Origin of the sequence: Streptomyces sp. NPDC051105, from assembly GCF_040682795.1 — a bacterium.
In the GTDB taxonomy this organism is placed as follows: Bacteria; Actinomycetota; Actinomycetes; order Streptomycetales; family Streptomycetaceae; genus Streptomyces.
The window spans coordinates 16,121-39,541 of record NZ_JBFBBR010000003.1; the positions used below are offsets into that span (position 1 = coordinate 16,121).

Here is a 23,421-nt window from a genome sequence, read left to right on the forward strand (position 1 = left end):
GGTCACTTACCCGCCGTCGCCGGGATCGCCTGGTCCTTCATCGACTTCAGCGCGGCGGCCTGGGCGGTCGCGAGCGCGTCGGTGAGCGTGCCCTTCCCGGCCGCGGCCTTGGCCATCGCGTCCTGGAGCGCCAGGTTCACCGTCTTCTGCGTGGGGCCCCAGGCGAAACTGGTGTCGATCTTCTTGGACGAGGCGGCGAAGACGTCGAAGATCTTCTCGTTGTTGTAGTACGGCACGCCCTGCTTCAACGCGGGAAGCTCCAGGCCGGCGTTGGCCGCCGGGTAGAGGCCGCCCAGCTTGTTCTCCAGCGCCAGCGCGTCCGGGTCGGTGTTCAGCCAGGTGTTGAACTCGACCGACTCGTACAGGTGCTTGCTGCCCTTCATGAACGCGACGGTCGAACCGCCCCAGTCACCGGAGCCGCCGTTCGTGCCCCAGGTCGGCATCGGGACGATCGACCACTTCCCGGCCTGCTTGGGCAGGTTGTCGCGGAACCCGCTGTACCCCCAGGCGGCACCGACGTAGCTGGCGATCTGGTCCTTCTGGTACGCCGCGTACATCTGCGTCGACCCGTTGGCGAGGTCGGTGCGCACGAGCTTCTCGGAGATCAGCTTCTGCCAGTAGTCGGCGACCTGCTTGCTCTGCTGCGACTCGACGGTGACCTGCCACTTGCCGCCGGAGTAGCCGTACATCTTGGCGTCGTTCTGCCAGAGGAGCCCGTTGAACCACTCGGCGTTGTTCGGGTCGAAGAACGTCATGTCGAGGTTCGGGTCCGCCTTGTGCAGCTTCTCGGCGGCCGTCGCGTACTCGTCCCAGGTCGTGGGGACGGCGACGTTGTACTTCTTGAAGAGGTCGGTGCGTACGAACAGGGCCATCGGGCCGGTGTCCTGCGGGATGGCGAACACACCGGTGCCGCCGAAGCTGGCCTGCGACCAGGTCCACGGCACGAACTTCGACTCGGCCGCGGTGGCCGCCTTGCAGGCGGAGGCGTCCACGAAGGCGCCCTGCGTGCGCAGGTTCGGAAGCTCGTCGTAGCCGACCTGGGCGAGGTCCGGCGCCTTGCCCGCCTTGAGGGCGTTGCCGATGAGGCCGTACTGGTCGTTGGAGATGTTCTTCATCTGGACCTGGACGTCCGGGTGCTGCTTGTTCCACAGGGCGACGACCTTGTCCATGCCCGGGACGGTGTTCCAGTACTGGAGGGTGACCTTGCCCTTCGCGGGCTCGCAGGACGCGGCGGACGACTTGTCCGACGAACCGGACGAGGAGCATCCGGCGAGTACGACGATGCCCGCTGTGGCGGCCGCGGCGGCGAGGCGGGTGCGTGTGACTGTGCTGCTCATATCTTCCGTTCCAGAGAACGCCTGGCGAGGGTCGGCAGGCGGGTCGACGTTGACACCTGGAGGCGGATGCCTTCTGGTTGGAATCAGGTTCCGTGAGCGGTAACGTGAGCGCTCACGGGAGCGGTAACGGGAAGTTGATTGGGAGTGTGAGCTTCGGTCCGCCGGAGTGTCAAGGCTCATGACGCCGGACCCGGGCATACTCGGTGTCCCTGCGACGCGGTCGCGTCGGCAACTGCACGGAGGTGAGTGATGGCGCCGTCGGGGACCGGACCCCGCAGGGTGACGATCGACGATGTGGCCGAGGCCGCGGGAGTGTCCCGGCAGACCGTGTCACGCGCGCTCAACGACAAGGGCGAGATCGGCGTCTCCACCAAGCAGCGCGTCCTGGACGCCGCCCTCGCGCTGGGCTACCGGCCGAGCCGGTTCGCCCGGGGGCTGGTGCGGCAGGACACGATCAGCGTCGGACTGGTGATCCCCGACCTGCTCAACCCGTTCTTCACCGAGGTCGCCGCCGCCGCGCTGGACGCGGCCCGGGGCCGCGGCTGGCACGTCGTGGTGTACGACACCGGCGACCGTGTCGAGGAGGAACGGGGCACCCTGGAGGTGATCGCCTCGCAGGTGGACGCCGTGGTGGGCTATCTGAGCCTGCCCGAGGACGAGATCGCGCGGCTCACCCGGGGACTGCCCGTCGTCCTCATCGACCGCAAGCACCCTACCGAGCGGTTCAGTTCGATCCGGATCGACGGCGAGGCGGGCGTGCACGCGGCGATACGGCACCTGATAGGGGCCGGGCACCGGCACATCGGCATGCTGGACCACGCGGAACGCTCCGAGCCGAGCGTCCGGCACGAGTGGTTCGACATGGCGATGTCCGCGTGCGCGCTGGACGCCGGTTCGGTGGCCCGCGCCGACCAGAGTGTGGAGGGCGGGGAGCGCGCGCTCCAGGAACTCCTGGCCCGGCACCCGCACCTGACCGCCGTGTTCACGTTCAACGACATCATCGCCTTCGGGGCGTTGCGCGCCGCCCGCCGGCTCGGCCGCCAGGTCCCCGAGGATCTCGCCGTGCTGGGCTTCGACGGCCTGGGCCTCGGCACCCTCGTCGAGCCGGCGCTGACCACGGTGGCCCTGGACACCCGCCGCCTCGGCGCGCTCGCCGTCGAACAGACGGCCAGACTCCTGACCGGAGCCGGCCCGCTGCGCCCCGACGAACTGACGGTGGGAGCGGAACTGCGACTGCGCGAGTCGGCGTAGCCGGCGGCTCGCTGGTGCGGGCGCGGTGGCCGCTCTCGCGTCGCGCGGGCACGGCGGCCGCCCTCGCGTCCGCACAGGCACCGTGGCCGACCTCCCGCCCACGCAGGCAGAGTGGCCGACCCCGGGTCGGCGTGCCGTGCACCCCGCTCCCGATGCGCACATGGCCGTCGACGGTCCGGTAGGCCCGGTGTTCCGGCTTGATCCGAGGCCGCCGCATCGCGGGCACCGTCATCTTCGCGCCAATCTCGTGAGCGCCAACTTGCCAGCTGACAAAGGACGTTGCCAAGATTCACCGGTCCGGCCAACTCTCACAAGAGCACGACAACCACGACACGCCACAGCCACCACCGGGAGGACATGGCATGCCGAACAAGATCGAGATCCGGCCGCTGGACAAGAAGGAGACCACCGGCGACAGCGGTGGCAACGGCGGCAGCTGACCAGGCGCCGATGCTGGACCGTTTCCTCACGGTCGGGGAAGTCACCGACTCGGCACGGCGGTTGGTCTCCCGGTTCCCCGGGACCGGCCGGCTGCGCCGGATCGGCACGTCCCGGGCCGGCCGCCCGCTCCTGATGCTGTCCGTGGGACACGGGCCGCACCACGTCCTGGTGGTCGCCCGGCCACACCCCGACGAGCCGGTCGGCGGGAGCACCGCGATCGCCCTGGCGGAGCGGGTGGCGAGCGCCCTGGCGGAGCGGGTCGCGCACGGCCACCGGCCGTCCACGGCGACCCATCCGTCTGCGATGACCCCTCCGTCCACCGCGACCCCTCCGTCCACGGCAACCCCTCCGTCTGCCGCGACCGATCCGTCCACGGCGGCCCATCCGTCCACCGCGACCCATCCGTCCACGGCGACCCATCCGTCCACGGCGACCGATCCGTCCCTCGTCACCTGGGACATCGTCCTGTGCCTCGACCCGGACGGCGCCGCGCTGAGCGAGGGCATCGAGGAGGCGACGGCCGGGTCCCACCACACCCTGGCCGACTACTACCGTGCCGCCTACCGCCCGGTCGCGGCGGAACAGCCGGAGTGGGCGCCCATCGAATCCCGGTACCTCCCGGAGAGCCAGGCGCTGTTCGACGTCATCGACGAACTGCGGCCGGTCCTCCAGTGCTCCCTGCACAACGTCGAAGCGGGCGGCACCTGGGTCCAGTTGACCCGCGACCTCCCCCGATTCGCCGCGCCGTTCCGGAAGTCCGCCGCCGAGCTGGCCGTCCCGGTCCAGCACGGCACCTTCGACGCCCTGTACTGGGAGAACCCCGGCCCCGGCGTCTACGTCCTGCCGCCGCCGGAGAGCGCGGCCCGCCTGGCGGCCGGGTCCGAGAACATCGGGTTGTCCACCTGGTGCGCACCCGCGCGGTACGGCGGGGTCACGGCGATCATCGAGGTGCCCCTGTGGGCGACCGACCTGGCCGACGACCTGTCCCCGCGCCCGGACGCCGGTGCCGTACTGCACGACCTGGCCGAGCTGGTACGGGACGGCGGACGCCAGGTGACCGCCGTCCTCGACAAGGCCCGCCCCTTCCTGCCGCCGGCCCGGGACAACGCGCCCAGACGCGTCCTGGAGTGGATGGCCGACGGTCTCTACGACCTGGTCGCCGGCTCCTGGGAACCGCTCGCCCGGCAGGCGGCCGACGGTCCACCGGGGTTGACGACGGCCCAGGTCTGCGCCCTGGACATCGTGGCCCGCCGCCAACCGCTGCGCGCCGCGGGCCTGCTGCTACGACTGCTGGAGGCGGCGGACGACCCCGCCGCGCCGGGGCTGTACCGCGATCTGGAGGGCCTCTTCACCACCTGGTCCGCGGACTTCGAGAAGGCCCTGCGACTGCGCCGGGTGTCTGTGCGCCGGCAGGTCGCCCTCCAGACACGCACGGTCCTGGCAGCCGCCGAGGGCGCACTGGCCACCCTCCGATGAGCAGGCCGCAGGCCGGGATCGGCACGGACTGGTCCGGCCACGACGGTCGGCCACCCGGCCCCCGGGCCGAGTGTGCTTCAGCGGTCGGGGCTGAAGTTGCCTGAAGCGGCATTCGAGAGGAAAGGGCTGCCTCGACAGTGCCGAGCCATGCGCCTCGGGTCGAATCGTCCCGCCCGCCCAAGAACATGGAAGAGGCCGAGCCCCCAAGGAGGCTCGGCCCCAAACCAGCGCGCTCAACGATGAAACTAAGCAATGGAGTGGTCACACATTGAACCGGAACATTTTGCGCAGAGCTCCCACCTGCGGAAACGCCGTTTTGGACGGGGTCATCCCAGCACAATCCCAGCACGGGAGATCCATCCCAGCACCAGCGGACGCAGACGCCCCTTGGGCCACAACGAGGCTTATGTAGCCGTGGCCCCTCACCCCAAGTCGGCTTCGCTCGTCCAAGCCTCGTTGAGACGGACCGTGACGCCCGGACCGCTTTCCGGCGTACTGCGTCACCCAGAGGAGTCAGAGTCTCCACCGCCGGCCGCCCCACCCAGCACCCGCTCAAGCCTGCGCGCCTCGTCGGCCAAGCGCAGAGTGACAGCCTCGCTGCCATAACCCTCGTGGGTGAGATGGCCGGCGAGTGTCTCCAGGAGAGTGATGCCGGAGCGCACCCGCGCCTCGACACCTGCGCCCTCCCCTGCGAGGGCATGGTCCTGCCCGCGCAGTGCCGACAGAGCGAGTCTCGTTTCCTCGCGTACATCGACCGGCAGTCCCGATCGCCCAAGGTGGCGGAGTAGACGCTGCATCACGCGATCTACCTCCTCAAGGAGGCGCACATCGCGATCAACGGTGAACCCTGCGTCCGTCACGGCGATGTTACGCAGAAAGCTGGTGTGCGTGTCGCTCGGCAGCGGGGTCTGCAGGGCTAGGTCCGCCGCCGTCGCTCTTGCCGTAGTGCCCTCCCTGCAGTTCAGTGCTTGGCGGAAACAGGGATGGACGTACAGATCGTCCTCGTAGAGTTGGACGGGCAGCGATGTTGAACCCGCATACGCGACGCTGTCGCCCCGCCGCACACCGAGGAAACCGACGGCGAAGAGGGCCGCCACCATGGCTTGTGCGGTGAGGTGTTCCGTGTAGGCGGAGTGCGCCTCGTGCAAGTTTGTGCGGATGGCCGAAAAGCGCTCGCCGAACTCCTCCCGGGAGACACGAGGTTCGCCGTTCTCGAACAAGGCGAAGACTTGGCGCAGAAACGGAAATCCGACGTTGTATTCCCTGGCAAGATCCTCCAGCTTCCACTGCGAGAAGCGCTTGGTCGCAGCCAGCACATCGGACTCGCGCACCGTGCTGTGCCCCCGTTCCCATGCGACGTCACGGCAGAGGGTGAGGGTGTCCGGGGCACAGTCGCACGCTCGACGCCTTTGAAGGTATGGCGCGGTGGGTCAGCGCTTAAGGCGAGGAAACCCAGAGCACTGCCCTCGGATCCCGGCCTTCCCCTCCGGAAACCTCCCCCTCGATCGCCCCCAGCAGCAATCCGGCACGAGAGCGGCAACCCAGCACGGATGGCCCCGCGGTCAGTAGTGATAGCGCGCCGCGAGGATCACGATCTCTTTGTCCGTGACCAGGTATACGAGGCGGTGTTCGTCGTCGATCCGCCTCGACCATGCCCCGGGCAAGTGGTACTTGAGTGGCTCGGGCTTGCCGATCCCCGTGAAGGGATCGCGCTTGACGTCCTCGATGAGCTTGTTGATCCGAACGAGCATCTTGCGGTCGTTCTTGAGCCAGGACGTGTAGTCCTCCCAGCCCTGATCCTCGAAGACAAGCCTCACGCAGCACCCTCAGCAGGATCCGTAGCATCCGGATCGATCAGCTCGCGCTCCGAGACGTTGATGTCGCCCAGGGCGTTCTCGTACGCCTTGAGCAGTCGCCGCGCGTTCGCAGGGGAACGCAGCAGGTACGAGCCCTCGCGCAGTGCCGCGTAATCCTCGGCCGAGACGAGCACAGCATTGCCGTGCTTGGAGACAATCTCGATGGCCTCGTGATCGTCATTGACCTTCTTGATCAGCGGAAAGAGAGCCTTGCGGGCTTCGCTCGCAGTTATCGACATGAACTGACCCCCTACCTCGAGTGGTACTGAATAACGTACCACTCACGGCCACCTCAAGCGAAGTCAATAAGTGACGATCCGTCATGAAACCCAGCACCATCCCAGCACGGGAAACAGCAGGGGGTCGACTCCTTGAAGAGTCGACCCCGTTTTACCTGCATGTTTGCCAGGTCGCCAACGTGGTGTTATTTCATCCGCTCACACATTGAACCGGAACTCCACCACATCCCCGTCCTGCATCACGTAGTCCTTGCCCTCCATGCGGGCCTTGCCCTTCGCGCGGGCCTCGGTCACCGAGCCGGTTTCGACCAGGTCCTCGAAGGAGATGACCTCGGCCTTGATGAAGCCCTTCTGGAAGTCGGTGTGGATCACGCCGGCCGCCTCGGGGGCCGTCGCGCCCTTCTTGATCGTCCAGGCGCGGGACTCCTTGGGGCCGGCCGTGAGGTAGGTCTGCAGGCCGAGGGTGTTGAAGCCGACCCGGGCCAGGGTGGCGAGGCCGGGCTCCTCGGCGCCGACCGACTCCAGCAGCTCCAGGGCGTCCTCCTCGTCGAGCTCCGCGAGGTCCGCCTCCAGCTTGGCGTTGAGGAAGATCGCCTCGGCCGGGGCGACCAGCGCGCGCTGCTCGGCCTTGAAGGTGTCGTCGGTCAGCTCGTCCTCGTCGACGTTGAAGACGTAGAGGAAGGGCTTGGTGGTGAGGAGGTGCAGGTCGTGGAGGAGCTCGGCGCGGTCCGAGCCCTGGAGGATGCCCTGGGAGAACAGGGTGTCGCCCTTCTCCAGGATCTCCTTGGCCTCCTCGACGGCCTTGACCTTCGGCGCCACGTCCTTCTTGATCCGGGACTCCTTCTGGAGGCGCGGCAGGACCTTCTCGATCGTCTGGAGGTCGGCGAGGATCAGCTCGGTGTTGATCGTCTCGATGTCGTCCTTCGGCGAGACCTTGCCGTCGACATGGACGACGTTCTCGTCCTTGAAGGCACGGATGACCTGGCAGATCGCGTCGGACTCACGGATGTTCGCGAGGAACTTGTTGCCCAGGCCCTCGCCCTCGGAGGCGCCCTTCACGATTCCCGCGATGTCGACGAAGTCGACCGTGGCCGGGATGATCCGCTGCGAGGAGAAGATCTCGGACAGCTTGGCCAGGCGGGCGTCGGGGACGCCGACCACACCCACGTTGGGCTCGATCGTGGCGAACGGGTAGTTGGCCGCCAGCACGTCGTTCTTGGTCAGGGCGTTGAACAGGGTCGACTTGCCGACATTGGGCAGGCCGACGATTCCGATCGTGAGCGACACGTTGCGACTTCCCGTAGTGAGTGGGTGAGTGAGCCGGAGGCTGCCAGTGCCGGCGGGCCGGCCGATCCACCAGTTTACGGGGTTCGGAGCCCCTGGCCGGTGGCCGCGTCGAACACCTGGACAAGCTCCGCTCTTCGGCTTGGTTTCGGCGTGTCTGGGCTGCGACTTGGCACATTAACCGACCTAAGTTGGTCCGGTGGAGCATCACAGGACCCGTCCCCGACAGCACGGACAGCGCCGTGGCGCCCCCCGCCCACCCCTGCCGCCCCAGGCCGGACGGCGTCCGGCGACGGCCGAGCGCCGACCGGCCCCGGGGAGGCCCGGTGCGGCGGCGGCCGGCCCCCGGCAACCGCCGGGCCCACGGCTCACCGGACTCGGCGGCGGCGTGTTCTGCGGGGCCGCGATGGTCCTGCTGGGCTTCCTGGACGCCTTGCTGTTCGGGTCGTCCCTGACGGTGTACGGCGTGCTGTCCCTGCCGGTGTGCGCGCTGACCGCGCTGTGGGTGCGCGGGAGCGATCTGCTGACCGCCCCCGTCATCGTCCCGATCGCCTTCGCCGCCGGCCTGCTGACCGTCGCCGACGACGGCGGCGGCGGCTTCCTGGGCGGTGTGATGGGCCTGGTGACGGCCCTGTCCACGCAGGCCGGCTGGCTCTACGGCGGCACGCTGGTCGCCGGGGTGATCGTCATCGGCCGCCGGATCCGGCTGGTCCGGAGCCGGCGCGGAGGCTGACCCCCGGCCGTCCCCGACTGTCTCCGGCTGCTGCCCCGGCTGCCCGAGACTGTCTCCGGCTGCCCCCGGCCGTCCCCGACTGCCCGCGGCTACTTGGCGTGGTGCGCCGCACGCATCGCGGCGCCCACGATCCCCGCGTTGTTCTGCAGTTGCGCCGGCACGATCTCGGCCTTGATGCCCTTGATGAGGGGCAGGAACTTGTCGGCCTTGCGGCTCACCCCGCCGCCGATGATGAACAGCTCCGGAGTGAACAGCATCTCGACATGGGCGAGGTACTTGGTGACCCGGTGCGCCCAGTGCTCCCAGCTGAGGTCGTGGTCCTCCTTGGCCTTGCTGGAGGCCTTCTTCTCGGCGTCATGGCCGTCCAGCTCCAGGTGGCCCAGCTCGGTGTTGGGGACCAGCTCGCCGTCGGTGAACAGGGCACTGCCGATGCCGGTGCCGAAGGTGAGCAGGATGACCACGCCCTTGCGGTCCCGGCCGGCGCCGAACTGCATCTCGGCCACGCCCGCCGCGTCCGCGTCGTTGACCACGGTCACCGGCAGGCCGCCGAGCCGGTCACTGAACAGCGTGCGCGCGTCGGTGTCGATCCAGCTCTTGTCGACGTTCGCCGCCGTGCGGATATGTGTGCCGTCGCTGATCACTCCGGGGAAGGTGAGCCCGACCGGGCCGGTCCACCCGAAGTGGTCGATGACCTGCTTGACCCCGTCGGCGACGCTGTCGGGCGTCGCCGGATGCGGGGTGAGCACCTTGCAGCGCTCCTGGGCCAGGTCGCCCTTGTCCAGGTCCACAGGAGCGCCCTTGATCCCGGAACCACCGATGTCCACGCCGAAGATCTGCATGGCTCCACGTTACGTCGTACGACTGACAGTCACGACGCCGGAGGGGTCGCCGGTCACACCGTCGTACGAGCGCCGTTCAGGCGCCGGTGCCGCTGCCGCCGCGCTCGGCGACCAGGGCGGCCGCCTCTTCGCGCAGGTCACGGCGGAGTTCCTTGGGCAGCGAGAAGGTGATGGACTCCTCGGCCGCCTTGACGATCTCCACATCGCCGTAGCCGCGCTCGGCGAGCCACGCCAGGACCTCCTCGACCAGCACCTCCGGGACGGAGGCGCCGGAGGTGACGCCGACCGTGGTCACCCCGTCCAGCCAGGCCTCGTCGATCTCGCTGGCGAAGTCGACCAGGTAGGCCGCGCGGGAGCCGGCCAGCTTGGCGACCTCCACGAGCCGCTTGGAGTTGGAGGAGTTGCGGGAGCCGACCACGATGACCAGTTCGGCCTCGGCGCCCATCTGCTTCACGGCGAGCTGTCGGTTCTGGGTGGCGTAGCAGATGTCGTCGCTCGGCGGGGAGATCAGCTGCGGGAACTTCTCCTTCAGCGCGTCGACCGTCTCCATGGTCTCGTCGACGGAGAGCGTGGTCTGGGAGAGCCAGACGACCTTGGACTCGTCGCGGACCTCGACCTTGGCCACGTCCGCCGGGCCGTCGACGAGCTGGATGTGGTCGGGGGCCTCGCCGGAGGTGCCGATGACCTCCTCGTGGCCCTCGTGGCCGATCAGGAGGATGTCGTAGTCCTCGCCCGCGAAGCGGACGGCTTCCTTGTGGACCTTGGTGACGAGCGGGCAGGTCGCGTCGATGGAGGCCAGGCGGCCGCGTGCGGCCTCCTCGTGGACGACGGGGGCGACGCCGTGCGCGGAGAACATCACGATGTTCCCCGGCGGGACCTCCTCGGTCCGCTCGACGAAGATCGTGCCCTTCCTCTCCAGGGTCTGCACGACGTACCTGTTGTGGACGATCTCGTGCCGGACATAGATCGGGGCCCCGTACTGTTCCAGGGCCTTCTCGACGGCGATCACGGCGCGGTCCACACCCGCGCAGTAGCCACGGGGGGCGGCGAGCAGGACACGGCGGCCAGGCGAAGCAGTCATGGCACCCATCGTAAGGCCGCGTTCGGGGGCCCAGAGATCGCGTCCCGGTGACGATCCCGGGGAGACGGACGGGAACCGGAGCCGGGTGCGCCACACGTCCTCGGGAGGCACTGACGTCCGAGACCGGTACGAGGACGGCACCCCGCCCGAGGCGGACGAACGGCACCGGTTGCGGCGCTCTCTCGGGTGGTGCTGGCCGCGCAGCGTCAGTGGCGGGCCACGCGACGAAGGCTTGTCGGTGGGCGCCGTTACTCTCGGCGCATGGCTTTGAACACGTCTGTCGAGGCGCCCGTGCCTGTCGGCGAGGTCTCCCGGTTGATCGGTGGGTGGATCGACCGGCTCGGTGCCGTGTGGGTCGAGGGGCAGATCACCCAGCTCTCCCGGCGGCCAGGGGCGGGTGTGGTGTTTCTGACGCTGCGGGATCCGTCGTACGACATCTCGATCGGCGTCACCTGCTACCGGCAGGTGTTCGACGCCGTCGCCGATGTCGTCGGTGAGGGCGCCCGGGTCGTCGTCCACGCGAAACCGGAGTGGTACGCGCCGCGTGGGCAGCTGTCGTTGCGGGCGGCCGAGATAAGGCCGGTCGGGGTCGGGGAGCTGCTGGCGCGGCTGGAGGCGCTCAAAAAGGCGCTGGCCGCCGAGGGGCTGTTCGCCGCCGAACGGAAGAGACCGCTGCCGTTCCTGCCGCAGCTGATCGGGCTGGTGTGCGGGCGGGCCTCGGCCGCCGAGCGGGATGTCCTGGAGAACGCCCGGCACCGGTGGCCGGCGGTGCGGTTCGAGGTGCGGAACGTGCCGGTGCAGGGCGTGCACGCCGTGCCGCAGGTCGTGCAGGCCGTGAAGGAGCTCGACGCGCTCCGCGACGTCGACGTGATCATCGTGGCTCGCGGTGGTGGCAGTGTGGAGGATCTGCTGCCGTTCTCCGACGAGCAGTTGGTGCGGGCCGTCGCCGAGTGCCGTACGCCCGTCGTGTCCGCGATCGGGCACGAGCCCGACAGCCCGCTGCTCGACTTCGTCGCCGACCTGCGCGCCTCCACCCCCACCGACGCCGCCAAGAAGGTCGTGCCGGACGTCGGCGAGGAACTGGACCGGGTGCGGATGCTGCGGGACCGGGCCCGGCGGTGCCTGGACGGGCTCGTGGCGCGGGAGGAGCGGGGGCTGGCGCATGCGCTGGCGCGGCCCGTCATGGAGGATCCACACCGGATGGTCGACGAGCGGGCCGATCATGTCGCCTCGCTGGTGGACCGGTCGCGGCGCACTCTCGGGCATCTGCTCGACCGTGCCGACTCCGAGCTGACGCACACGCACGCGCGCGTGGTGGCGCTCTCCCCCGCCGCCACGCTGAAGCGCGGTTACGCCGTGCTGCAGAAGGGCGACGGCCATGTGGTGCGGGGCAGCGCGGAGGTCGAGCCGGGCGAGGCGCTGCGGGCGCGGGTCGCCGAGGGGGAGTTCACGGTGCGGGTGGACGGCTGAGGTGCCGCACGGGTCGTACGAGTCGATGGCGAAGGTGGACGCATGAGCAGCACGACGGAAGAGACGCTCTCCTACGAGCAGGCGCGCGACGAGTTGATCGAGGTCGTACGGCGGCTGGAGGCCGGCGGGACGAGCCTTGAGGAGTCCCTCGCGCTCTGGGAGCGCGGCGAGGAGCTGGCCAGGGTGTGCCGGCGGTGGCTGGAGGGGGCGCGTGCCCGGCTGGACGCGGCGCTGGCCGTGGAGGAAGAGGGCGAGGAAGGGCCGGAAGGGGACGCGGAGGGGGAGTGAGCGGGGCGGTGTGAGCGGGCGGTGTGAGCGGGCGGCGCCTGTGAGGCGGATCACCGGGTCTCAGCCCTTGTTGAAGGTTGAACCTTCCCGGCGTATGGTCATGCCGTCAGCCTATCCGGACCGCGGTCCGGATTCGACGGATTGCGACCTCCAGGAAGTTAGAAACCATGTCTCTTGTTCTCGACCCCGCCGCCCAGGACCTGCTGTTCCGCGAGGCCCGCACCGCCAACACCTTCACCGACGAGCCGGTGACCGACGAGCAGGTCCAGGCCATCTACGACCTGGTCAAGTACGGTCCGACCTCCATGAACCAGTCGCCCCTCCGGGTGGTCCTGGTCCGCTCCCCCGAGGCCCGCGAGCGCCTGGTGCAGCACATGGCCGAGGGCAACCAGAAGAAGACCGCCGCCGCCCCGCTGGTCGCGATCCTCGCCGCGGACAACGAGTTCCACGAGGAGCTGCCGCACCTCTTCCCGCACTTCCCGCAGGCCAAGGACGCCGTCTTCGGCGACCGCGCGGTGCGCGAGGGCAGCGCCGCCCTGAACGCCGCCCTCCAGGCCGCGTACTTCATCATCGGCGTCCGCGCCGCCGGCCTCGCCGCAGGCCCGATGGGCGGTTACGACGCCGCGGGCATCCAGAAGGAGTTCCTGGACGACGACCACACCCCCGTGATGGTCGTCAACATCGGCAAGCCGGGCCCGGACGCCTGGTTCCCCCGCCACCCGCGCCTGGCGTACGACGACGTCGTCACGACCGTCTGAGCCACCCCGCAGACACGAAAGAGGCACTCGGCAACGGCGCCGGGGGCCTTTTTCGCGTGTGTGTCACGCCGCCCGGGTCAGGACATCTTCAGTGCCGCGGCCATCTTCGTCAGCTGGGTGAACGAGGCCGTGCCGGCCACCACCGTCGTGGAGCCGGGGGTGTTCTCCAGCACCAGCGCGTCGTAGCGGCCGCCGGTGTAGTGCGTCCAGGTGCGGTCGCCGATCTTCTCGGTCGTCTTCGTGGCCGTCGCGCCCTGGCTCGCGTCGGTGATGAAGTCCGCGGGCTTCTGAGTCGACTGCTCGATCTGGACGTACTGACCGTCGGGGGTCTGGTAGCCGAGGTGCCAGCGGTCGCCGGCCTCGCCCTGGAAGCGGACCGAGGTGGCCTTCCAGGCACTGGGCAGGCCCTCCGGCGCGGCCACCGGGTAGGTCGCCGCGCGCCGAGCCGTCAGCAGCTCGACCCGGTAGTCGACCCGCTGGATGTCGGGAGCGTGATCGTCGTGCGGGACGAGCAGGTAGATGAAGCCCGCCGCGAGGCCGATCAGGGCCAGGGAGAGGATCATGTCCCGGACCGTCTTCTGCTTGCCGTTCGTGCCTGCCACGTCCCCTATCGTCGCAGGTGCCCGCCGCGCTCATCCGTGGGGTCCCCTGCTCATTTTGTCAGCCTGGCGATAGAGTCGACGGGAACCCTCATCCGGCCGTCGTCGTATCAGAAAGGTGCGCTCCGATGACCGAGCATCATCACTTGCCGTCCGAACTCGATGTCCCCTCCGAGGCCCCCGACCGCAACCTCGCCCTGGAACTCGTCCGGGTGACCGAAGCCGCCGCGATGGCCGCCGGTCGCTGGGTGGGCCGCGGCGACAAGAACGGCGCCGACGGCGCCGCGGTACGCGCGATGCGCACCCTCGTCTCCACCGTCTCGATGAACGGCGTGGTCGTCATCGGGGAGGGCGAGAAGGACGAGGCCCCGATGCTCTTCAACGGGGAGCGCATCGGTGACGGGACCGGTCCCGAGGTCGACATCGCCGTCGACCCGATCGACGGGACCACGCTGACCGCGAAGGGCATGCCCAACGCGATCGCCGTGCTGGCCGCGGCCGAGCGCGGTGCCATGTTCGACCCGTCCGCCGTCTTCTACATGGACAAACTGGTCACCGGCCCGGACGCGGCGGACTTCGTCGACATCAACGCGCCCGTCTCCGTCAACATCCGGCGGGTCGCCAAGGCGAAGCGGGCCACGCCGGAGGACGTGACCGTCGTCATCCTCGACCGGCCGCGACACGAAGGGATCATCCAGGAGATCCGCGAGGCCGGCGCCCGCATCAAGCTGATCTCCGACGGTGACGTCGCCGGCTCGATCTACGCGCTGCGCGAGGGCACGGGCGTCGACATGCTGCTCGGCATCGGCGGTACACCCGAGGGCATCATCTCCGCGTGCGCCGTGAAGTGCCTGGGCGGGACCATCCAGGGCAAGCTGTGGCCCAAGGACGACGAGGAGCGGCAGCGGGCCATCGACGCCGGGCACGATCTGGACCGGGTGCTGACGACCGAGGATCTGGTGACCGGAGAGAACGTGTTCTTCGTCGCCACCGGCATCACCGACGGTGAGCTGCTGCGCGGCGTGCGGTACCGGTCGGAGACCGCGCTGACCGAGTCCATCGTGATGCGGTCGAAGTCGGGGACGGTGCGACGGATCGACTCCGAGCACCGGCTGCGCAAACTGCGGGCCTACAGCTCGGTCGATTTCGACAAGGCGAAGTAGCGCCCTTGGGGGCAGGGGCCGGGGCAGGGGCTGCGGGCGGTTGGCGGCTGCGGGTGCATCGTGGCCGGCCGCGCCCACGCGGCGACAGCCGCGCATCGGCACAGCCCCGCGCCCCTTACGGAGCGCTGAAAAGCGCCCTAGGCAGTGCGAAAGGCGCCCTCGGTGCGGAGAGGGCGACTTTTCGTCAGCCTGCCTGCGCTATGCGGTTCGCCGCTGCCGCCCTCGCCGCCTTCTTCAGTTCCATGTCGCGGCGCCTGCGCCTGGCCAGGACCACGCGGCGTTCCGCTGCGGTGAGGCCGCCCCAGACGCCGTACGGCTCGGGCTGGAGCAGTGCGTGTTCGCGGCACTCGACCATCACCGGACAGCGGGCGCACACCCGTTTGGCCGCCTCCTCCCGGGACAGCCGGGCGGCGGTTGGCTCCTTGGAGGGTGCGAAGAACAGGCCTGCCTCGTCGCGCCGGCACACCGCCTCGGTGTGCCAGGGTGCGTCTTGGTCCCTGTCCTGCACTGGCACCCGCTGGGCCGGAACGGCAGCTACCTGCAGGGACGAATGCGGCGGTTGCAGCACGGGTCTACTCCTGACGACGGCTTCGCGAGCGAGAGACGATGCAGCAAGGCCTACCCGCTGTGCGCGGGCCTATGCACAGCGTCCTCAACAGCCGTGGCGTGGCGGCCAGTTCACGACTCCGGGCGCCGCTCGTCGAGGAGTGATTCGCGTCCGTCAATGGTCCAGGTGTTTGCGCAACTTCCTGTCGACCTTGTCCTGAACCCGGTCCAGGATGTCCTCGATGAACTTCCCGCGCTTCGGCCGCGCCTCCACATTGCCGAGCACGGCCCACCCCTCGACATAGACGACCGGCGCGTCCGAGTCGACCGAATCCAGCGTGTCCGCCTCGAAGTTGCCCAGCACACCGCCACCGGTGCCGCGCAGCGACACGTTCTCCGGGACGCGGATCTGGACGTCGCCGAAGATCGAGAACGCCTTGATGACGACCTGCTGGTACTCGAAGATCGCCTCGGTGAGGTCGAGCTCGATGGAGCCGAAGACCGCGTACGCGTGCAGCCGGCGGCCCGCCCGCCAGCGGCCCCGGCGGCGGGCGCTGCTGAAGACGGCCACGACGTTGCTGTCCGGCTCGACGGGGATCGCGCCGGGCGTCGGCCGGGGCGGGACCGGCGTGTAGGCCGACGCGGCCGGGCCGGCGTGGGCCGCCGGCAGGTCCCGTATGAAGACCTCCAGCTCGCCCACCGTCTTGGCGCTCAGCACGCCTTCCACGCGCTCGGCGTGCTCGTCGGCGGTCAGGCGCCCCTCCGCGAGGGCCTCCCGCAGGATGTCGGCGATGCGGTCACGGTCGGCGTCCGAGGCGCGCAGCTCGGCGACCGGCGTTCCGGCGCGCTCCTGAGGGGTCTGCTTCTGAAGGTCCACGGCAGCAGAGTACCGAAACGCGATAGATCGCGACTAGGGGTGTGGACAACCTCGGGCGTGTCGAACTGAGCCTTACCTCACAAGCTCCGTGGCAGAGCCAGGTTCTACGCTGGAGGGCGCTCGCCGGCGTCGGCGGGCGGCCGTCCGCCAGAGTGAGGAATGGGCTGAGATGCCTGAGTTCGCGTACACCGATCTGCTCCCCCAGGGCGAGGACACCACCCCGTACCGGCTGGTGACCTCGGAGGGTGTGTCCACCGTCGAGGGACCGGACGGGCGGACGTTCCTCAAGGTGGAGCCGGAGGCGCTGCGCAAGCTGGCCGAAGAGGCGATCCACGACATCCAGCACTACCTGCGGCCCGCCCACCTCGCCCAGCTCCGGCGGATCATCGACGACCCGGAGGCGTCGGCCAACGACAAGTTCGTCGCGCTCGACCTGCTGAAGAACGCGAACATCGCGGCGGCCGGCGTGCTGCCCATGTGCCAGGACACCGGCACCGCGATCGTCATGGGCAAGCGCGGGCAGAACGTGCTGACCGAGGGCGGCGACGAGGCGGCGCTGAGCCGCGGCATCTACGACGCCTATCTGAACCTCAACCTGCGGTACTCGCAGATGGCTCCGCTCACCATGTGGGAGGAGAAGAACACCGGGTCGAACCTGCCCGCCCAGATCGAGCTGTACGCGACCGACGGCGGCGCCTACAAGTTCCTCTTCATGGCCAAGGGCGGCGGCTCGGCCAACAAGTCGTTCCTCTACCAGGAGACGAAGGCCGTCCTCAACGAGGCCTCCATGATGAAGTTCCTGGAGGAGAAGATCCGTTCGCTCGGTACGGCCGCCTGCCCGCCGTACCACCTGGCGATCGTCGTCGGCGGTACGAGCGCCGAGTACGCGCTGAAGACCGCGAAGTACGCCTCCGCGCACTACCTGGACGAGATCCCGGCGGAGGGCTCGGAGCTCGGCCACGGCTTCCGGGACAAGGACCTGGAGCAGAAGGTCTTCGAGCTGACGCAGAAGATCGGGATCGGCGCGCAGTTCGGCGGCAAGTACTTCTGCCATGACGTGCGCGTGGTCCGGCTGCCCCGGCACGGTGCGTCCTGCCCGGTCGCCATCGCCGTCTCCTGCTCCGCGGACCGCCAGGCCGTCGCGAAGATCACCGCCGAGGGCGTGTTCCTGGAGCAGCTGGAGACGGATCCGGCACGGTTCCTCCCGGAGACGACGGACGAGCACCTCGACGAGTCCTCCGACGTGGTGAAGATCGACCTGAACCAGCCGATGGACACGATCCTCGCCGAGCTGACCAAGTACCCGGTCAAGACCCGCCTCTCCCTCACCGGCCCGCTGGTCGTCGCCCGTGACATCGCGCACGCGAAGATCAAGGAGCGGCTCGACGCGGGCGAGGAGATGCCGCAGTACCTGAAGGACCACCCGGTGTACTACGCCGGTCCGGCCAAGACCCCCGAGGGGTACGCCTCCGGTTCCTTCGGTCCTACGACGGCCGGTCGCATGGACTCCTACGTGGAGCAGTTCCAGGCCGCCGGCGGCTCCAAGGTGATGCTCGCCAAGGGCAACCGCAGCAAGCAGGTCACCGACGCGTGCGACAGCCACGGCGGTTTCTACCTCGGCTCCATCGGCGGCCCGGCCGCGCGGCTCGCCCAGGACTGCATCAAGAAGGTCGAGGTCGTCGAGTACGAGGAGCTCGGCATGGAGGCCGTCTGGAAGATCGAGGTCGAGGACTTCCCGGCCTTCATCGTCGTCGACGACAAGGGCAACGACTTCTTCCAAAACCCGGCCCCGGCTCCGACGTTCACGTCGATCCCGGTGCGGGGGCCCGGCCTGGCATAGGGCCTCGTCCTCGGACGCCGGGCGGGCCGAGTGGTACCGCCCGGCGCACAGGTCGAACGACTTCCTTCAGGACCTGGCGCCGCGGCCGGACCGGTCAGTGGGGCATGCAGCCGAACCAGTTCAGCCGGTCGCCGTCCCTGGTGTAGCCCATGCACCTGATGGTCGCGTCGTGCTCCGTCTCGGTGCGCTCGACCGGTCCGTTCACGTATTCCGTCTCGTGGTGGGGCTCCACGAGGGTGTCGACCTCGACGCGGTACCAGCGGTGGTCGCCGGCCGGCACGCTGCAACCGCGCCCGGTCACGTTGCGGCTGGGATCGCCGGTCCACACCGGCCGTTCGGCGCGGTCGCAGTGGGCGCGGTGGGAGCGGCCGGACGCGGCCGCGGTGCCGGCTCCCGTGCCCAGCAGGGTCGCCGCGCCTATGCAAACCGCCGCGATGGCGCCGAGCAGACCCTTGGGAGTGAAGTTCATCGATCGGTCCTCCTGCCAGCCGTGGTGCGGGCGGGAATCGCCTGCCACCTTGGGCAGATAGTCACATTTATCCGCGATGTCCGTCCTGGCGGCAGCGGACGCGTTCCCCCGACCCGGTGACGTCGGTGGTGCCAATGCAGCAGGCCGGGCTCTCCCCGTGCCCCGTGCGGCCCACGGTCCGGAACAACCGCGACGCCCCGATCGCTGTTACGGGCATGAGCGACTACCGCATCGAACACGACTCCATGGGCGAGGTCCGCGTCCCCGTCCACGCCAAGTGGCGGGCCCAGACGCAGCGGGCCGTCGAGAACTTCCCGGTCTCGGGGCAGCGGATCGAGCGCGCGCACATCGAGGCGCTGGCCCGGATCAAGGGCGCGGCGGCCAGGGTGAACGCCGAGCTGGGGGTGGTCGACAAGGACATGGCGCAGGCGATCCAGGAGGCGGCCGGGGAGGTCGCCGAGGGGAAGTGGGACGACCAGTTCCCGGTGGACGTGTTCCAGACGGGGTCGGGGACCTCGTCGAACATGAACACCAACGAGGTCATCGCGACGCTGGCGACCGAGCGGCTCGGGCGGGAGGTGCATCCGAACGACCACGTGAACGCCTCGCAGTCGTCGAACGACGTGTTTCCGTCGTCCATCCACATCGCCGCCACCGCCGCCGTGACGCGGGACCTGATCCCGGCCCTCGAGCATCTCGCGGCGTCGCTGGAGCGCAAGTCCGACGAGTTCGCCGATGTGGTGAAGTCCGGGCGGACGCATCTGATGGACGCCACTCCGGTGACCCTGGGGCAGGAGTTCGGCGGGTACGCGGCGCAGGTGCGGTACGGCGTGGAGCGGCTGCGGGCCTCGCTGCCCCGGCTGGCCGAACTGCCGCTCGGGGGGACGGCGGTGGGCACCGGGATCAACACCCCGCCCGGGTTCTCGGCCGCGGTGATCGAGGAGGTCGCGCGGGTCACCGGGCTGCCGTTCACCGAGGCGCGCGACCACTTCGAGGCGCAGGGCGCGCGGGACGGGATCGTGGAGACCAGCGGACAGCTGCGGACCGTCGCGGTCGGCCTGACGAAGATCGCCAACGATCTGCGGTGGATGGCCTCGGGGCCGCGGACCGGGCTCGCCGAGATCGCGCTGCCGGATCTGCAGCCGGGGTCCTCGATCATGCCGGGGAAGGTCAACCCGGTGGTCCCGGAGGCCGTGCTGATGGTGTCCGCGCAGGTCATCGGGAACGACCAGACAATCGCCGTGGCCGGCGCGGCCGGGAACTTCGAGCTGAACGTGATGCTTCCGGTCATCGGCAAGAACGTGCTCGAGTCCGTGCGGCTGCTCGCCAACGTCTCGCGGCTGCTCGCCGACCGGACCGTGGACGGGATCACCGCCAACCGGGAGCGGGCCCGGGAGTACGCCGAGTCGTCGCCGTCCGTGGTGACGCCGCTCAACAAGTACATCGGGTACGAGGAGGCCGCCAAGGTGGCCAAGAAGGCGCTGGCGGAACGTAAGACGATCCGCCAAGTCGTCATCGAGGGCGGGTATGTCGAGAAGGGTGATCTGACCGTCGAGCAGCTGGACGAGGCGCTGGATGTCCTGCGGATGACACGACCGTAACCGCGTGCGAACGTTTCGCGCCGCCCGGCCAGAACCGTGACGTCGGCCGCAGCGTCGTATGCCTACGGCACCTAATATCTGTGCATGGCAGACGGTGGAGCGGTGAGACGCGTGATGCGCGGGGAAACGGGCGGTGCGACCGGTCATGGAGCCGGGTTCTGGGCTCCGGGGAGCCAGATCCTGTGGCGGTACCGGGAGAACGCCGGGGACGGTTTCCACATCGCGCGCCCCGTCACCGTCGTCCGGGACGACGCGGAGCTGCTCGCCGTCTGGCTGGCCCCCGGCACCGAGTGCGTCAGGCCCGTGTTCGCCGACGGCACGTCGGTCGGCGAGGAGCCGCTGGAGTCCCGGTACACCAAGCCGCGGACCGTGCGGCGCGGCCACTGGCTCGGCACCGGGGTGCTGAAGCTGGCCCGGCCAGGTCAGCCCTGGTCGGTGTGGCTGTTCTGGGAGCCGGGCTGGCAGTTCAAGAACTGGTACGTCAATCTTGAGCAGCCGCTGGTCCGGTGGGACGGCGGAGTGGACTCGGAGGATCACTTCCTGGACATCTCCGTGCACCCGGACCGGAGTTGGCGCTGGCTCGACGAGGACGAGTTCGCCCAGGCCCAGCGGGACGGCCTGATGGGCGCGGAGACGGCCGAGCGGGTGCGGGAGGCGGGTCTGGCCGCGGCGGCCGCCGTACGGGCCTGGGAGGCGCCGTTCTCGGACGGCTGGCAGCACTGGCGCCCGGACCCGTCCTGGGCGGTACCGTCGCTGCCGGACGACTGGGACCGTACGCCCGCGCACGTGTCCACATGAGACCCTTGATGCGCCCCCGGTGCACAACCGTAGGATCGTCCTCCGCAAGGGCGCGTTGAGCACAACTCCCGGAATGTGATCCGGGTTTGACCGAACGTCACCGAGGGGCGGCAGGACGTGAGCGAGGGGTACGAGGGCAGCACCGGCGAGCGGGGCGCGGGCCGTAGATCGTTCGCCGGTGGCACAGGAACAGCCTCCAGCCACGCCGGAATTCCGTTCCTGGGACATGTAATCCGGGTATCGGAGTTTCGGCGGGACCACCTGCGCGTCCGGCGCGCAGCCCCGGACGGACGGATTCGACACGCGTGACGGAGCACCCCACCTCCTACGAGCGCCCACAACCGGGCGCCGACCCCGCGCAGACCCGCGGGGCGCTCCTGCGTACCCCGCAGCCGCAGCCGCAGCCGCAGGTGCAGCCCCGTCCGCTCGGTGCCGCCGCCTTATCGGCACAGGCCCGCGCGGGCGAGACGCCCTCCGGCCCCGGTACCAGCACGTCCAAGGAGCACTCCGTCAACGGCCCCGAGCACGCCCAGCCCACCAGCGCTGAGCCCGATCCGCACCGGCCGCGCCCCACCCCGGAGGGCATTCCGCCGCAGCCCGGCGCCGAGCAGGAGCGGGTGGCGGGCGCGGGCGCCCAGGACCGCCGTACCGGGCGCGGGCTGCCGCCCGGCCGGCCGATGCCGATGCGGCGGGACGGTGACCGGCTGCGCTTCGTGGGCGCCGCGACCCGGCGGATCGCCCGGGGCATCGACCTGGACGAGATCGTGATGGGGCTGTGCCGGGCGACCGTGCCGACCTTCTCGGACGCGATCCTGGTCTATCTGCGCGACCCGCTGCCGGTCGGAGACGAGCGGCCCACCGGTCCGGTGGTGCTGCGGCTGCGCCGTACCGACCGGATCCCGGAGGAGCGGGACACCGAGGGCTTTCCGCCGCTGCCCGTGCCGGAGCCGGAACCGGCCGACATCGGCCTGGCCGCGCTCACCGCGGAGCTGTGCGAGGTACGGCCGGGCGGCGCCCTCAACGAGGTACTGCGGGGCGTACGACCGGTTTTCGCCGGCTCCCCCGCCGCGCGCGCCGCGCTGCCCGAGCTCCTCGGCGAGGGCGCCGAGTCCCTGGTACCCGGCGGACAGCACGCGATCCTCGCGCCGCTGCGCGGCCGGCGCCGGGTGATCGGTGCGGCCCTGTTCCTGCGCCGCCCGGAGCGGCTCGCCTTCGAGACGGACGACCTGCTGGTCGCCGCCCAGCTGGCCACGCACAGCGCGCTCGGCATCGACAAGGCGGTGCTGTACGGCCGGGAGGCCTACATCGCCGACGAGTTGCAGCGGACCATGCTGCCGGAGCATCTGCCGAGCGCCACGGGTGTGCGGCTGGCCTCGCGCTATCTGCCGGCCGCGGAGACCGCGCGGGTGGGCGGTGACTGGTACGACGCGATTCCGCTGCCGGGCAGCCGGGTGGCGCTGGTCGTGGGCGATGTCATGGGGCACTCGATGACCTCGGCCGCCATCATGGGGCAGCTGCGGACCACCGCGCAGACGCTGGCGGGGCTGGACCTGCCGCCGCAGGAGGTCCTGCACCATCTCGACGAGCAGGCCCAGCGGCTGGGCACCGACCGGATGGCGACCTGCCTGTACGCGGTCTACGACCCGGTGTCGCACCGCATCACCATCGCCAACGCGGGCCATCCGCCGCCGGTGCTGCTGCATCTGGGCGGGCGGGCCGAGGTGCTGCGGGTGCCGGCGGGGGCGCCGATCGGGGTCGGCGGGGTCGACTTCGAGGCGGTCGAGCTGGACGCGCCCGCCGGGGCGACCCTGCTCCTGTACACCGACGGGCTGGTGGAGTCCCGGCTGCGGGACGTGTGGACCGGGATAGAGCAGTTGCGGGAGAAGCTCGCCGCGACCGCTCAGCTGACCGGGCCGGACCATCCGCCGCCGCTCGAAGCGCTGTGCGACGAGGTGCTCGACATGCTCGGGCCGGGCGACCGGGACGACGACATCGCGCTGCTCGCGGCCCGGTTCGACGGGATCGCGCCGAGCGATGTGGCGTACTGGTTCCTGGAGCCGGAGGACGCGGCGCCGGGGCGGGCCCGGCGGCTGGCGCGCAGGGCCCTGGCCCGCTGGGGCCTTGAGGAACTGACCGACTCCGTCGAGCTGCTGGTCAGCGAGGTCGTGACGAACGCGGTGCGGTACGCGTCGCGGCCGGTGACGTTGCGGTTGCTGCGGACCGATGTGCTGCGCTGCGAAGTGGGCGACGACGTGCCCCAGTTGCCGCGGCTGCGGCAGGCGCGGGCGACGGACGAGGGCGGCCGGGGTCTGTACCTCGTCAACAGACTGGCCAGACGGTGGGGAGCGACCCGGTTGAGCACCGGGAAGGTCGTCTGGTTCGAGTTGAACCGATAGGCCCGTAGGGCCAGGGACCGGTGAGTTCCGCGTGCCCGGCGGGGGCTTGCCGCGCCCACGCGGCAGAGCCGCACATCAG

At 70.0% G+C, this 23,421-nt stretch carries 22 protein-coding genes; 11 read left to right on the forward strand and 11 right to left on the reverse strand.

The window, feature by feature from the left end; translation table 11 throughout:
* Window positions 1-2: 2 nt before the first annotated feature.
* The gene (locus AB0N16_RS07510; protein WP_365794102.1) at window positions 3-1,337 is read right to left on the reverse strand and encodes an ABC transporter substrate-binding protein; all 1,335 of its coding nucleotides are present in this window, start codon (window positions 1,335-1,337) and stop codon (window positions 3-5) included.
* A gap of 249 nt (window positions 1,338-1,586) precedes the next feature.
* Between AB0N16_RS07510 and AB0N16_RS07515 the strand changes: the two genes are divergently transcribed.
* Together AB0N16_RS07515 and AB0N16_RS07520 are read left to right on the forward strand one after the other, a co-directional pair.
* Entirely contained in the window at window positions 1,587-2,588 is a 1,002-nt protein-coding gene (locus AB0N16_RS07515; RefSeq protein ID WP_365794104.1) for a LacI family DNA-binding transcriptional regulator, read from the forward strand.
* Between the two features lie 450 nt (window positions 2,589-3,038).
* Window positions 3,039-4,505, forward strand: a complete 1,467-nt coding sequence (locus AB0N16_RS07520; RefSeq protein WP_365794106.1) for a hydroxylacyl-CoA dehydrogenase — start codon at window positions 3,039-3,041, stop codon at window positions 4,503-4,505.
* A 500-nt stretch (window positions 4,506-5,005) separates the two neighbouring features.
* Here AB0N16_RS07520 and AB0N16_RS07525 read toward each other — a convergent pair whose 3' ends face one another.
* The 4 genes from AB0N16_RS07525 to ychF all read right to left on the reverse strand — a co-directional run bounded on the left by AB0N16_RS07525 (window position 5,006) and on the right by ychF (window position 7,887).
* Entirely contained in the window at window positions 5,006-5,836 is an 831-nt protein-coding gene (locus AB0N16_RS07525; protein ID WP_365794108.1) for a hypothetical protein, read from the reverse strand.
* Between the two features lie 231 nt (window positions 5,837-6,067).
* Complete coding sequence (locus tag AB0N16_RS07530) at window positions 6,068-6,322, reverse strand: Txe/YoeB family addiction module toxin (RefSeq protein WP_363041344.1); 255 nt, start codon at window positions 6,320-6,322, stop codon at window positions 6,068-6,070.
* Window positions 6,319-6,600 carry a type II toxin-antitoxin system prevent-host-death family antitoxin gene (locus tag AB0N16_RS07535; RefSeq protein WP_067347279.1) on the reverse strand — a complete coding sequence of 94 codons (282 nt, stop codon included), beginning with the start codon at window positions 6,598-6,600 and terminating at the stop codon, window positions 6,319-6,321. The genes AB0N16_RS07530 and AB0N16_RS07535 overlap by 4 nt, the downstream gene beginning before the upstream one ends.
* Before the next feature lie 198 nt (window positions 6,601-6,798).
* Window positions 6,799-7,887, reverse strand: a complete 1,089-nt coding sequence (gene ychF / locus AB0N16_RS07540; RefSeq protein WP_365794111.1) for a redox-regulated ATPase YchF — start codon at window positions 7,885-7,887, stop codon at window positions 6,799-6,801.
* 196 nt (window positions 7,888-8,083) lie between these two features.
* On the opposite strand from ychF, the gene AB0N16_RS07545 reads away from it, so the two are divergent.
* Window positions 8,084-8,617 (forward strand): DUF6542 domain-containing protein, encoded by a 534-nt coding sequence (locus AB0N16_RS07545; protein ID WP_365794113.1) that lies wholly within the window; start codon window positions 8,084-8,086, stop codon window positions 8,615-8,617.
* Between the two features lie 89 nt (window positions 8,618-8,706).
* Here the strand turns inward: AB0N16_RS07545 and ppgK are convergent, their stop codons facing one another.
* Window positions 8,707-9,456, reverse strand: a complete 750-nt coding sequence (gene ppgK, locus AB0N16_RS07550; RefSeq protein ID WP_365794115.1) for a polyphosphate--glucose phosphotransferase — start codon at window positions 9,454-9,456, stop codon at window positions 8,707-8,709.
* Between the two features lie 76 nt (window positions 9,457-9,532).
* Window positions 9,533-10,546, reverse strand: a complete 1,014-nt coding sequence (locus AB0N16_RS07555) for a 4-hydroxy-3-methylbut-2-enyl diphosphate reductase (RefSeq protein ID WP_365794117.1) — start codon at window positions 10,544-10,546, stop codon at window positions 9,533-9,535.
* A 252-nt stretch (window positions 10,547-10,798) separates the two neighbouring features.
* On the opposite strand from AB0N16_RS07555, the gene xseA reads away from it, so the two are divergent.
* From xseA to AB0N16_RS07570, 3 genes are all read left to right on the forward strand, one after another.
* On the forward strand, window positions 10,799-12,007 hold the full coding sequence (gene xseA, locus AB0N16_RS07560) for an exodeoxyribonuclease VII large subunit (protein WP_365794119.1): 1,209 nt from the start codon (window positions 10,799-10,801) through the stop codon (window positions 12,005-12,007).
* 42 nt (window positions 12,008-12,049) lie between these two features.
* Window positions 12,050-12,295, forward strand: a complete 246-nt coding sequence (locus AB0N16_RS07565) for an exodeoxyribonuclease VII small subunit (RefSeq protein ID WP_365794121.1) — start codon at window positions 12,050-12,052, stop codon at window positions 12,293-12,295.
* A gap of 167 nt (window positions 12,296-12,462) precedes the next feature.
* On the forward strand, window positions 12,463-13,053 hold the full coding sequence (locus tag AB0N16_RS07570) for a malonic semialdehyde reductase (RefSeq protein ID WP_365794123.1): 591 nt from the start codon (window positions 12,463-12,465) through the stop codon (window positions 13,051-13,053).
* Between the two features lie 77 nt (window positions 13,054-13,130).
* Here AB0N16_RS07570 and AB0N16_RS07575 read toward each other — a convergent pair whose 3' ends face one another.
* The gene (locus tag AB0N16_RS07575; RefSeq protein WP_365794125.1) at window positions 13,131-13,655 is read right to left on the reverse strand and encodes a DUF4245 domain-containing protein; all 525 of its coding nucleotides are present in this window, start codon (window positions 13,653-13,655) and stop codon (window positions 13,131-13,133) included.
* Window positions 13,656-13,780: 125 nt separating this feature from the next.
* Here AB0N16_RS07575 and glpX point away from each other — a divergent pair, with 125 nt between their 5' ends.
* Window positions 13,781-14,815 (forward strand): class II fructose-bisphosphatase, encoded by a 1,035-nt coding sequence (gene glpX / locus AB0N16_RS07580; protein ID WP_365794127.1) that lies wholly within the window; start codon window positions 13,781-13,783, stop codon window positions 14,813-14,815.
* A 184-nt stretch (window positions 14,816-14,999) separates the two neighbouring features.
* Here the strand turns inward: glpX and AB0N16_RS07585 are convergent, their stop codons facing one another.
* On the reverse strand, window positions 15,000-15,383 hold the full coding sequence (locus AB0N16_RS07585; protein WP_365794129.1) for a WhiB family transcriptional regulator: 384 nt from the start codon (window positions 15,381-15,383) through the stop codon (window positions 15,000-15,002).
* 153 nt (window positions 15,384-15,536) lie between these two features.
* Window positions 15,537-16,238: a DUF1707 domain-containing protein gene (locus AB0N16_RS07590; protein WP_365794131.1), complete on the reverse strand. Its 702-nt coding sequence runs from the start codon at window positions 16,236-16,238 to the stop codon at window positions 15,537-15,539.
* Window positions 16,239-16,407: 169 nt separating this feature from the next.
* Here AB0N16_RS07590 and AB0N16_RS07595 point away from each other — a divergent pair, with 169 nt between their 5' ends.
* Complete coding sequence (locus tag AB0N16_RS07595; RefSeq protein ID WP_365794133.1) at window positions 16,408-18,078, forward strand: fumarate hydratase; 1,671 nt, start codon at window positions 16,408-16,410, stop codon at window positions 18,076-18,078.
* 94 nt (window positions 18,079-18,172) lie between these two features.
* Here the strand turns inward: AB0N16_RS07595 and AB0N16_RS07600 are convergent, their stop codons facing one another.
* Window positions 18,173-18,547: a hypothetical protein gene (locus AB0N16_RS07600; protein ID WP_365794135.1), complete on the reverse strand. Its 375-nt coding sequence runs from the start codon at window positions 18,545-18,547 to the stop codon at window positions 18,173-18,175.
* A gap of 215 nt (window positions 18,548-18,762) precedes the next feature.
* Here AB0N16_RS07600 and AB0N16_RS07605 point away from each other — a divergent pair, with 215 nt between their 5' ends.
* The 3 genes from AB0N16_RS07605 (at window position 18,763) to AB0N16_RS07615 (ending at window position 23,342) form a co-directional block, all read left to right on the forward strand.
* On the forward strand, window positions 18,763-20,148 hold the full coding sequence (locus AB0N16_RS07605; RefSeq protein ID WP_365794137.1) for a class II fumarate hydratase: 1,386 nt from the start codon (window positions 18,763-18,765) through the stop codon (window positions 20,146-20,148).
* 84 nt (window positions 20,149-20,232) lie between these two features.
* A complete protein-coding gene (locus AB0N16_RS07610; RefSeq protein ID WP_365794139.1) occupies window positions 20,233-20,946 on the forward strand; it encodes a DUF402 domain-containing protein in 714 nt (237 codons plus the stop codon).
* Between the two features lie 305 nt (window positions 20,947-21,251).
* A complete protein-coding gene (locus tag AB0N16_RS07615; protein ID WP_365794141.1) occupies window positions 21,252-23,342 on the forward strand; it encodes a SpoIIE family protein phosphatase in 2,091 nt (696 codons plus the stop codon).
* Window positions 23,343-23,421: the final 79 nt, after the last annotated feature.

Coding starts and splice junctions, on each gene's coding strand:
- AB0N16_RS07555 (WP_365794117.1), bottom strand. CDS start 10,546: ATGGGTGCCATGACTGCTTCGCCTGGCCGCCGTGTCCTGCTCGCCGCC.
- AB0N16_RS07595 (WP_365794133.1), top strand. CDS start 16,408: ATGCCTGAGTTCGCGTACACCGATCTGCTCCCCCAGGGCGAGGACACC.
- glpX (WP_365794127.1), top strand. CDS start 13,781: ATGACCGAGCATCATCACTTGCCGTCCGAACTCGATGTCCCCTCCGAG.
- AB0N16_RS07520 (WP_365794106.1), top strand. CDS start 3,039: ATGCTGGACCGTTTCCTCACGGTCGGGGAAGTCACCGACTCGGCACGG.
- AB0N16_RS07610 (WP_365794139.1), top strand. CDS start 20,233: ATGGCAGACGGTGGAGCGGTGAGACGCGTGATGCGCGGGGAAACGGGC.
- AB0N16_RS07570 (WP_365794123.1), top strand. CDS start 12,463: ATGTCTCTTGTTCTCGACCCCGCCGCCCAGGACCTGCTGTTCCGCGAG.
- AB0N16_RS07600 (WP_365794135.1), bottom strand. CDS start 18,547: ATGAACTTCACTCCCAAGGGTCTGCTCGGCGCCATCGCGGCGGTTTGC.
- AB0N16_RS07605 (WP_365794137.1), top strand. CDS start 18,763: ATGAGCGACTACCGCATCGAACACGACTCCATGGGCGAGGTCCGCGTC.
- AB0N16_RS07535 (WP_067347279.1), bottom strand. CDS start 6,600: ATGTCGATAACTGCGAGCGAAGCCCGCAAGGCTCTCTTTCCGCTGATC.
- AB0N16_RS07515 (WP_365794104.1), top strand. CDS start 1,587: ATGGCGCCGTCGGGGACCGGACCCCGCAGGGTGACGATCGACGATGTG.
- xseA (WP_365794119.1), top strand. CDS start 10,799: ATGGCTTTGAACACGTCTGTCGAGGCGCCCGTGCCTGTCGGCGAGGTC.
- AB0N16_RS07510 (WP_365794102.1), bottom strand. CDS start 1,337: ATGAGCAGCACAGTCACACGCACCCGCCTCGCCGCCGCGGCCGCCACA.
- ppgK (WP_365794115.1), bottom strand. CDS start 9,456: ATGCAGATCTTCGGCGTGGACATCGGTGGTTCCGGGATCAAGGGCGCT.
- AB0N16_RS07565 (WP_365794121.1), top strand. CDS start 12,050: ATGAGCAGCACGACGGAAGAGACGCTCTCCTACGAGCAGGCGCGCGAC.